Origin of the sequence: Photorhabdus kayaii (assembly GCF_025384895.1) — a bacterium.
In the GTDB taxonomy this organism is placed as follows: domain Bacteria; phylum Pseudomonadota; class Gammaproteobacteria; order Enterobacterales; family Enterobacteriaceae; genus Photorhabdus; species Photorhabdus kayaii.
The window spans coordinates 1-10,646 of record NZ_JAJAFZ010000098.1 but is presented as its reverse complement, the minus strand read 5'-3'; the positions used below and the strand labels follow the sequence as shown (position 1 = coordinate 10,646).

Sequence of the window (10,646 nt, the reverse complement as noted above, 5' to 3'; positions counted from 1 at the left end):
TATTTCCCTTCATTGAGGAAGATAAACCAATTGTTGATTCACTAATGCCCACGTGATCCGGGCATTCTTATTGGCTGACGCCACTACCGCCTTATTGACACCACTACGTTCTATCAAACCCTTTAGCCAGCGTTGTAATTCATTACATTGTTAGTCAGGTCGTCTGCTGAGTTGATACACGACAGAACAGGTACCGTGGATCAGTATTCTCCGCAAATAAGCATTTCCCTGTTTACTGATATCTAGTCGCTGGGTTTTTCCTCCACTGCTATGCTTTTTTGGCACCAGCCCCAGATAACTGGCAAAATGGCGACCGTTTTTAAACTCTTGACTGTCACCCAACGCTATCATCAGGGCGGAAGCGCCTAGTGGTCCGATATCCAGCAGTGTTAACAATCGGCAGACATCCTCATGCTGGGCATTCAGATGATCAAAGCGTTTATCCAGTTCTTTCAGGCTCTGTTGAAGGTCTTTCAGTTCAAACAGCAACTCCTGAAATAATTGACGGCTTAATACCGTCAACTCATTCTCTGCATTTTTCAGATGTTCCGGTAAACATCGCTCTCCCTTGTGAGCACTTTCAGGCATGGTAATGCCATACTCCAGCCCCAACCCACGTATTTGGTTAATCAGCGCAGTTCGGTTTTTCATTAGACGCTGACGAACCCTGTACAGGCATTGAATACGCTCAAGTTTTGTTAACCATGATAGCTCGTCGTTGCTGTGTATGGTCATTATTGCCCTCTTATGTTCTATCTGTCTGTCAGCCTTTCGCTCCACGGTCATTACCCACTTTGACGCTACTATGACTGATTCCACTTACTGATATTCATTTCTCAGGCCCTGTGTTTGGCACTTGTGCCCGAAATACTCACTCCATTGAGAAATATCAGGATCTCCTAGGTTCTGCACTGTTCACTACAAACTCGCCGACACCTGCGGTGCCGGTGTGTGCTGCTTAATGGGTATTTGCCAGTATGACCATTCAGACGCTGCTGCCTGCTAGCTGGGCAAAACTATCGGCACACACGATCAGGTGTATTTCGGAGCTATCACATTCACCCTTTGGTTTCGGCTCGAATGTTTCGCTGTCTACGCTTCGTCTCCTTTGTTACCGCCGGACACGCAAGACTCGCTACGTAGTGGTCTGGCTAACCCCTTTCTACGATGGGACTTTCACCCGCAAGATCAATATAGCTTTGCCCAGCGCATTGTCCATTTCATTATTTCTAGTGATCTTTTAAAGTCATTTTCGTACAGAGTGTATTTTGTTCTTTCAATATTTGTTCCACTCTTTAATATTTTCTTTTTCAATCTTAGAATTCTAAGTAGCTATTTAGGGAGGCTTTAATATTTTGTAATTAGTGGTTGTTCCTTGAATCGGGCCAAATAGTGTTTTTGTTTTAACTTTGATGAATTCTTTAGCATCAATATTTTCACAAACAATTATGCCTAGTTTTTCTAAAATTTTGGTGCAAAGATCTGCAATCTTGCCGATTTCTGAACCAGAAAACATATGGATTTGTAGTAGTCAATAAAAATTGGCCACGGTTGTAGAGTTTTTCTAATGTAACCGTTCGTATTCGTTGGAGGTCGGACCACCATTATATTGATTCTGCCTGAGTTAGCTATAATAACCAATGACATAACGAATGATTTACCGAGTTCCGGTGGCGATGAGCGATGACCTGCGTCTGCAAAATCTGTTTTTAATGATATGGAGCTGAGTATTCAGCTGTTTCATAACGCTATTTCAGAGAGGTGATCTCTGAGCAGTTGAAAAGCATCGGTATTATTATTCTGCTGATTGAAAAGATGCTTATGCGCTTCAGTTAACTGGTTGTAGAACTGCTCTCCATCTGTTACTTTTAAGATCTGCCAAAGGTCAGACCAGATTTCTTCCTTACTACACATTAACGGCGTATGGGAAATAGATAGCCCTCGTGTAGTGCCTGAAAAAAAGACCACCTCATTATTTTTTGTTCTAAGCGCTAGATGATTGGTGAAATAACATTCACGGTTATCTTTTCCTGCTAACAGATTAATAATTCCCTGAACGCCTAATGAAGATAAAATGTATTTAGTATACAGGGAGGGAAAACCATTAAGAGCATCTATATGGAATGAGCTGTCCTCAATAAAAACATAGGAATAATCGACGTGTGGGATTTGGTTTAATTTAAATAGTAGATTTTCCCGAGTATCTTCAGTTTGTAATTCCTTAAAATCGAAGCTCTTATGAACCAAGTTTATGTCAGCATAGCTGGAAAAAACAGATTGGGCATAAGTATATTTCTTTGTGTTGGAAGTGTAAAAAGAGAGGTTCATAATCAAGTCGCAATTCATCTATTTTATGTTTAGCATGAAAACTATTTAATCTCGCGGAGGCGCAATAAACGCCCGCATTCCGGAAAATTTTTTGCCAATTTCAGATCATCCCTTTTCACGATGGTACAGCACACCTAAAAGTCCAAGAGCGGTACATGAATTGCCGTAAACTAGAAGTGTTAAAAAGCTTATATGAATACCGACTCAATGCAAGTAGGTAACCTATTTTTTTGACAAAAAGTAGTCGCAAATATATATTCGGCTTCCAAGAGCCCTAGTGAAAATCCGCACTCTCTACCCTCATCACTCGAACAGCCTTGGTAAGCTATGGTTTTTTCTAGGTTCACAGAGAGTCGGTACTACCTGTCGATATATCAAATTATGGACTTCCACTTTAACCACATGATTCACTTGTTATCGGGGTTTATAAACCATTTGGTGGTAAATCAGCACCCACGCGATCCGGACATTTTTATTCGCTAACGCAACCATGGTCTTATTCACCTGTCAATACTTTGTACCTGTATTTCGTTACCCACACGAAATGATATTCAATCTGAAATACCGTGTGGCTGCCATACCTTCAATCCATATTGCACCTCTCGTGCAACATAGTATTGCAGCTAAAGCTGACCGACTAAAGTCGGTAGTTTTAACCGTTATATGGAAAATAAATTACTCCTTTATCTACAGCGCTGGAAATATATTAATAATATTGTTCCATTTCGCCAAGGCAATAAACAAATCTTGTTGAATTACATAGCATAGTTAATCAATTCTCTTTAACTTGTAGTTAGAGGTCATTTCCAAATTGTCTGACACAGTTATAACTAGCTTTGTGGCAATTTCACCCAATTTCATCATCAATGACTGACGAATATACTTTACTGTTATATTTTTTTCAGTGATACATTGCAGATAACATCCGACCTTATCCGCAGATACTTTGCATGTGATAACGCCAGAGATAGATAACGCCTCATTTTCAATTTCAATAGTACTTGTTCTTAAACCTAATATCTTTATTTGAGAGTCTATTCTGCCTAATACATATAGAAATCCATTGCTGTCTAGGTAGCCAAGATCTCCTGTAGCCAGTTTTCCATTGAAGTCTTGACGGGTTATAATTTTAGACGGATTTAATGAGATAGTACCAAGCGCAACATTCTTGCCAGAAACTAGAATCTCTCCTACTCCTAGCGCATCAGGATTTTTTATAAATATTTTTGAGCAAGAGATTGCTCGACCAACAGAATCCTTATTATCTGGCTCATCATCAGGCAACAATATACTCACTCTTTTGCATTCGGTAAGGCCATACATTGCATAAAATTCGGCATTACCCAATATGCTTTTAATCTGGTTAATTAATCCATTTGAAATTGCTTCCCCTGTAGAAGTTATTTTTTTTATTGACTTACCATTAAACTTTTTTCCAGATAAAGAAATGATAGCCGTAACCATTGACGGCACCAGAGGTAAAATCGAAGCATTTACAGTATCAATTAAACTCACTGTAGCAATCGATAATCCCTGATCAATGAGAAAAAGTGTCGCACCGGAATTTTTAACCAACAAGTATTGATAAAAACCATAATCAAACGCCATCGGCAAGAAATTTATTACACGGTCAGATTCGGAATATTTTAATCTTTCCTGTATGCCTGCAACAGCCGAACTGATATTTTCATCAGACAGAAAAACCAATTTTTTCTCACCTGAAGAGCCTGAGGTAAAAAAACATAGTTTAGCCACAGATAACCAATCTGAAATATCAAGCGACTTATTATTTTTGAATTGGATAATTTCTTTCTCTTTATAAACAGCAACAGAGAATGGTAGGGTATTTATTAATAACGCTACCTGATTAAATCCGACAGATGTTGATAACGGTATAAAAGGAATATCCATCAGCCTCGCGGCTTCATAACAAATAATGTAATCTACCTTTTCAGTTGACCAGCAACATAAAGCAGAAATTTTTGAATCAGTAAGAATAGATAATGCCAGAGCCTTACCTTTCTCATTTAAATTATACTTGTTTAACTCAGTACCATCATCGGTTACAATTTTCACAGATATTGCTCCTGCTTAAATAATATTTATCTATCACTTATTCTCAAAACTTTAAAACTCAATTTTCATCGTGTTGAGTGATATTATGAATGCTTTTCCAGCCATGAATAAGATTACGGGCAATCGATGTGGGGTTCTCATATACTGTAAATTTCATACGACTATGCCATCACGCGTTTGCTCAAAGAAGGACAGCTCCGAAGTGGTACTAAGCAACAGCTGGTTAAATACCTCAATAACAGGATAGAATCCAATCATGCCCCAATCAAAAAGCTTGTTGAGGCGACAGATAGTTTCAAATGGCCAAATAGAGCATGGTCAATGTTTCAAGGACTTGAATCACTACGGTAGGTCAATAAATATCAATTTTATTTTTGGTTACACCGTGATGAATAGGCAGTTCGGGTATGGTAAAGCTCAGCTTTTATCAATCGTTTCTTTTGTGTTGAGAGTGCTTTATCATAAATATTTTATTACTTATCCTTGAGCTTTCATGAAGCAAATATTCCCCCAAAGGCCTTAAACTTTGACAAGTTCGTAGATCAACACACTTTTATAATCCTTATCATTTAATTCAACAATAGCTGATTTGGACAAGTATAGGCCGAAGTTGTTCAATGCATCGAACAACTTTAGGTCATTCAAGTAATTATTATTAATATTTATCTTTTCAGAGTAGCTTTCTGACAGTATCCAATTAGCTCCTATGATAGAGCCTCCCTTTCGTAAATTCTTCTCTGCATATTGAAAACATTTTAAAAACGAATCTAAAGAGCCTGAGAGGCTAAAAACTCCGAAACAAGTGATTAAATCAAAATTTCCACTTTCTATTTCCCACTCAGAGAATGCATTTATTACATGATATTTTTTAATCGCATTCTTAGCATTACTATAACGCTCTTCTGCATTGATTATTTTACAACTATTAGCTGCTTGAGAGTAACCTCTTGGAATAGGTAAAATACTGAACTTTTTTTTATGTAGTTCTAAACTAACATTGGAAAAATCAGAAATACTCAAGGAAATTATTTTATCAATAGCTAACGCCCAAAATAAAGATATTCCACCAGAACCAAGATCTAACCAATTCACCGGTTTATCAATTTTTTTTAATAAATCGAAAATCTCTTCGACTCCACAGTCAGGTATAAATCTCTCATAATAATTATTATAAAAATAGTTATTATAATAAATTTCATTATAATCAATTTTCATTTCTTGTGGCCACTAATATTATGTTCGGTGATTTTTTGTTAAGTATTCCAAATTTGTAATCACCGAAACCACATTCAATTTTAAATCCTGAATCTTCTAACAATTCAAATAATTCATGATAATCTATACATCTCATACTTATTTTTGTATAGAAGAAATTTGATGAGGGGTAAACTTTCACTTCGTATTTGAATGAGATTTCAATTGATTTTCGTTTTTCCAAAAATTTAGACTTACTATATCTACTAATGAATTTGTTTTCTAGTTTCCTTTCCCAGTTTAGTAAATAATTATCACTAAAATTTGATACATATGAAGGTAGATCATTAGATGAAAAATTAACTATATCTATAACTAAACTTCCACCTATTTTTAAATTATGGTATGCACTTTTAAATGTTGCAAACAACTCATCATTTGTTTTCAACAGTTGAAGCGCACCTTGAGGAAACCAAATTAAATCCACACGACTAGCTAATTTAACATTCTGCATATCTGAAATGTAAAAATATGTGTCGGCATGGTTACATTTTTTACACCTAGCTTGATTTAGCATTTCTTCTTCTATATCAACTAAATGTAATTCGCTACATAAGTTTGAAAGAAAGGTAATATTTCTTCCTGTAGCACAAGGAATTTCACATATTGACTTTACATTCAATTTTGAAATGCATTGTACAATAAAATCTTCATCATCATTATTGTTATACTCTATATCGTAAAATAAAGCTCGCTCTTTGTAGTTAATAAACTTATGACCCATAATAACCAATGTACTTTTGTAGTGGTCAATAAAAATTGACCACGGTTGTAGAGTTTTTCCCAATATAACCGTTCAGATTCATTGGGGACCAGACTATCATTATATTGATGAGACCTGAGTCGGCCATAATAACCAATGATTTCCCACTGAGCTTTTGTAACCGACACTCATTCTGTTTTTAATCTTCTAAAAAATCGCTCCATTTGGGCTATTGACGCTCCTATATCAAGAATTATTATAAAATCGATTTTAGGTCAACAAAAATAAGTGGCTACCTTGATCGCTATAGAACATCAACTTGCTAGGTTTTCCTCTGATTCAAAAGTCATCGATAGCTGCTATTGCCGCACTTGAGGTTCCCAGAACAAGATAGCCAGCTTGTTGTGCTACAATCGCACTGCCAGCATTCCAGAAGACCGATTTACCGGGTCGTTAATCGCCAGCCAAATGGCCCGGGTGTCCTGTACATCGTTTTTGTCGCTCACCCGAAATGCTCTGACAAACCGCTCCTGAAGCAAACGTACTTCATGTCCTAGCTTTCTCAGCTCCCGTGCCCAATAGTGAGCTCCGCCGCACGCTTCCATGCCAATCAGGCAAGGCTGCCGATTACTGAGGAACGTTAAAAAATCCTGCCGCCGCAGCTGCTTATCAATGATTTCACTGGTGTATTCATCAACAAAATGAATTTGCATCAAATGTTTTGCAATATCGACGCCAAAAGGAGTAAATTTCATGGGTGGATCCTCCAGCCATCAGGGTTCCCGTTTTTAGGTACTATAAGACTAGAAATCTGAGAGGATCCACGCCTCATCTCTCAATTCCAGCACTGTGCCAAAGGCTAAGTGGTTGGGATGAGTGAATAGACCCGCTCAGTCATCTGGGGGCCCCTCCTCAGAACCGGACGTGCGGAACTACTGCATCCGGCTCCTGCTGTTTTGATATAATAAAGATAACCGCCACAATGAGTTCAAGAAAACACGAAAATGATGTTAAATACCGTGACAATATGGATATTTCACATAAATTATTTTTATTAAAAATTACAGCTTTATATAGATCACTCCCCTTTACTCAAATTTAACGCATTAGTTATGCTTCGAGGTGTTTCAAATGTTTCCGGACCTAGTAGTGTATCAGGAAGAATTACATCAAATTCATCTTCAAGTTGTAAAATTAATCGTACTAATGTCATACTATCGATTCCACTTTCATCCAGCCTACCATCTGGATTAACAGTAACACCATGAGCAATTGCTGAAATTTGCGCACAAACTTCTTCTACAGTAATCACTATATAACCTCTTATAAAAAATAATATATATTTCAAAACCATTAGATGATCTTCACGACTGAAGTCGGCCAAACAATCAGTCACTATAAACGGCTTAATGTCCCGCATAGAGGCATGCAATAATTAGATAATATTTTTTTAATCTACAAACTCATATCAATCATTATCTGAGCTATCTGCTTTAAATCGTCTTCTTTATGTGCCACAGAAGAATGTGCCCAATTCATGATGATAATATTATTTTCAACATAAAAAATAATTGATATATGAGAATACGCTGAGTGATCAATAGGAATACATGAAGGTAATTTAGTTACTCTTGATATTTTTTTTGTATTGCTGTGTTTTCCCGAAAAGTGACCTAGAAAATCTACTTTAAACTGCGGAGTAGGAATACTTTCAAAAAGACGTCGTTCATGCTCATTCCTTCCTTTAAAACATCCTAGTAGATAACCATACTTAGGTGGTGCTGTTGCTCTTATTTGTGCTATTTTTTTTGCACTCTCAAACAGAGAGCCTGAGGACTTATTAATAAGAATAGGCCAAAAAGAAGCATGTGGACCAACAGAATACCTATCTTTAAGAAAATTTCGTCCATTATCCCACAGATCAACAGATAAAGAAGAAGAGGAAGACATAAATTCAGAAACAGCCAAATTAAGCTTAGCCAACAGAAGGTCAATTAATGTAACAGAAGTTCCTATTAAAGAAAGAAGATATTGGCTAGCTGAATGTGAAAATTGGACTTTCCAGCTTTTCCTAGTTGCAGGCTCAGGTTCAATATACTGAAATACCGGAAGATGAACAGACTTACTCCAATCAGTATTTAGCCAATAGGAAGTATCTTTATAAAAATTATTATGTAAATAGTGATTAACTTCAGCTGTCCAATCTATAAAACGGCAATTAGGTAAGGAGTGTTTTTTATTATAGAGTAATTTCCATATACAGGACTCTATATTTCTTAGAGATATCTTGTCATAGACAAGGTGATTTCCTAGAAAAAGAAGGTTATATTTCATATTTTTTTTGATTAATAAAAAACGAACCAATGGACCTTCAGATATATTAAGATGATATTCATAGTTACGCAAAACCCTATGAGCTACATCCATAACTCTTTTATTTTCATGACACTCTATTTCTGAAAAATATAGAGAAAAATCATTTATATTAAAATCGACATTCCACTCACCGGAAATTTTATTAAACTTAGACTTTAATATAGGAAAAACATCAAAAACACCCAATACTGCCATTTTAACTTGCAAATCGGAAACATCATTAGGTAATTCATAAATAATTCCTATGTTATTCTGCCTAGCAAGAAAAACCTTCTCATTTTCAAGCAAACAATATTGCAAAGGTGCAATATTTACTTTCATTGCGATACCTCCTTTGATGAAATTAAATACTGAACTCAGCTATATCCACCGGACTGAATTTTCCATAATCTACTATATATTCCTTTTGAATTAATCAACTGCTCATGAGTTCCTTGTTCTACAATTTCACCTTTTCGTAAGACTATTAGTCTATCCATTGAAGTAATAGTAGAAAGACGATGAGCAATCATAATAACCGTCCTCCCTCCCATTTTAGATAATATTTCTTTCTGAATAGTAGCTTCTATTTCACTATCTAAAGCAGAGGAAGCTTCATCAAATAAGAAAATTGATGCATTTTTTAGCATTACTCTAGCTATGGCTATTCTCTGTCGTTGACCTCCAGAAAGCTTTACACCTCTTTCTCCAACAAAAGCATCAAGACCTTTACGCTTTTTTTTATCTTCAAGGCTTGAGATAAACTCATCGGCTTTAGCAAGTTTTATAGCCTTTTCAATATCATTCTGACTAATATCGTCCCTGCCTAAAATAAGATTGTCTCGGACAGAACGGTGAATCAGCCCGCCTTCTTGTGTAACAGCAGCAACCCGCTCACGAAGAGATATTTGTGTAACTTTAGCAATATCCTGTCCATCAATCAGGATCCGACCAGTACTGGGATCGTAAAGACGTAAAAGTAAGTTAAAAACTGTTGTCTTACCTGCCCCAGATGGGCCAACAATACCTATTTTCTCGCCAGGTTTGATTTCAAGATTAAAATTTTTTATTATAGTCTTATTTGAATTATAACCAAAAGAAACATTTTCAAAAACAATACTTCCTTTGAATGCTTCTAGTTCCGTTGCTTCATGGCTATCGGTTATTTCAATCGGATTTGATACCAGCTTAGCGGAACTTTGAAGTCCACCAATATAACGCATAAGATTATTCAATTGTGATAACAGACTGGAAAGCATTGTATTTAACCGCAATACTAAACCTAGTGCAAACGCAATTGATCCAGTTGTTAAAATGCTATCTGACCAACTGACAAATGACATCCAAGTTATCATAGTTATCATTAAGCCTGATAATAATGTTATTAAACTAGTGGAATTTGCAATACTACTGGTAAGCTGTTTTGTATCTGAATAATACTTATAAAAACTATTTTTGACAAATCCTAAACCTTGAGCATTAGAGCCAAAAAGTTTTAATGTAACTATATTAGCAAAATTATCTACAATTGCTCCTTTTACTTTGGAACCACTATTAGAATGTTGTACCGCGTACTTGCGTATTCTAGGGACATAAAAGAATGCAATAAAAAAATAAATAACAATCCAAATAAGTATTACACCTGCTATGGTTGGTTCAGTTTTCCCAATTAAGAATACTGTGGTTAACGTATATATAATAATAAACCATAGTGTTTGAATAAGTGTATTAATTAAATTTACGATAGAACCACCTGACTCCCAAACTTTGCCTTCTATGGAACCAGCTAATTTACTGTTAAAGAAGTTTAAACTTTGTTGAACTACGTAGGTATAGGCCTGCCAGCGTATCATCATGCCAAAATTAAGTGTAAAAGTTAAATTTTGAATTAACGCTAGTAACCAAGTAAATAGTGTCCTTAAAAATACTA

8 protein-coding genes and 4 pseudogenes are annotated in these 10,646 nt (G+C 36.0%); 1 reads left to right on the top strand and 11 read right to left on the bottom strand.

The window, feature by feature from the left end; genetic code table 11:
- Positions 1-150: 150 nt before the first annotated feature.
- The 4 genes and pseudogenes from LGZ98_RS21955 to LGZ98_RS21940 all read right to left on the bottom strand — a co-directional run bounded on the left by LGZ98_RS21955 (position 151) and on the right by LGZ98_RS21940 (position 4,404).
- A complete protein-coding gene (locus tag LGZ98_RS21955) occupies positions 151-735 on the bottom strand; it encodes an IS110 family RNA-guided transposase (RefSeq protein ID WP_262978587.1) in 585 nt (194 codons plus the stop codon).
- Between the two features lie 1,005 nt (positions 736-1,740).
- Positions 1,741-2,328 (bottom strand): non-canonical purine NTP pyrophosphatase, encoded by a 588-nt coding sequence (locus LGZ98_RS21950; protein WP_262978586.1) that lies wholly within the window; start codon positions 2,326-2,328, stop codon positions 1,741-1,743.
- 499 nt (positions 2,329-2,827) lie between these two features.
- Positions 2,828-2,911 (bottom strand): annotated as a pseudogene (locus LGZ98_RS21945) (transposase); the annotation flags it as partial.
- Between the two features lie 185 nt (positions 2,912-3,096).
- Positions 3,097-4,404, bottom strand: coding sequence for an AMP-binding protein (locus tag LGZ98_RS21940; RefSeq protein ID WP_262978585.1), 1,308 nt, complete (start codon positions 4,402-4,404; stop codon positions 3,097-3,099).
- A gap of 153 nt (positions 4,405-4,557) precedes the next feature.
- Between LGZ98_RS21940 and LGZ98_RS21935 the strand changes: the two are divergent.
- Positions 4,558-4,818, top strand: a pseudogene (locus LGZ98_RS21935) (DDE-type integrase/transposase/recombinase); the annotation flags it as partial.
- Between the two features lie 105 nt (positions 4,819-4,923).
- On the opposite strand, the gene LGZ98_RS21930 reads toward LGZ98_RS21935, so the two are convergent.
- The 7 genes and pseudogenes from LGZ98_RS21930 to LGZ98_RS21900 form a co-directional block, all read right to left on the bottom strand.
- Positions 4,924-5,619, bottom strand: a complete 696-nt coding sequence (locus LGZ98_RS21930) for a class I SAM-dependent methyltransferase (protein WP_262978584.1) — start codon at positions 5,617-5,619, stop codon at positions 4,924-4,926.
- On the bottom strand, positions 5,609-6,382 hold the full coding sequence (locus LGZ98_RS21925) for a methyltransferase domain-containing protein (protein ID WP_262978588.1): 774 nt from the start codon (positions 6,380-6,382) through the stop codon (positions 5,609-5,611). Before LGZ98_RS21925 ends, LGZ98_RS21930 begins: the two co-directional genes overlap by 11 nt.
- Positions 6,383-6,407: 25 nt before the next feature.
- Positions 6,408-6,697: pseudogene (locus tag LGZ98_RS21920) on the bottom strand (IS3 family transposase); the annotation flags it as partial.
- A gap of 110 nt (positions 6,698-6,807) precedes the next feature.
- A pseudogene (locus tag LGZ98_RS21915) lies at positions 6,808-7,116 on the bottom strand (IS110 family transposase); the annotation flags it as partial.
- A gap of 323 nt (positions 7,117-7,439) precedes the next feature.
- On the bottom strand, positions 7,440-7,673 hold the full coding sequence (locus LGZ98_RS21910) for a phosphopantetheine-binding protein (protein WP_262978583.1): 234 nt from the start codon (positions 7,671-7,673) through the stop codon (positions 7,440-7,442).
- A gap of 143 nt (positions 7,674-7,816) precedes the next feature.
- Positions 7,817-9,058: a condensation domain-containing protein gene (locus tag LGZ98_RS21905; RefSeq protein ID WP_262978582.1), complete on the bottom strand. Its 1,242-nt coding sequence runs from the start codon at positions 9,056-9,058 to the stop codon at positions 7,817-7,819.
- A 35-nt stretch (positions 9,059-9,093) separates the two neighbouring features.
- The coding region (locus tag LGZ98_RS21900; RefSeq protein ID WP_262978581.1) for an ABC transporter ATP-binding protein at positions 9,094-10,646 on the bottom strand (1,553 nt) is incomplete at its 5' end.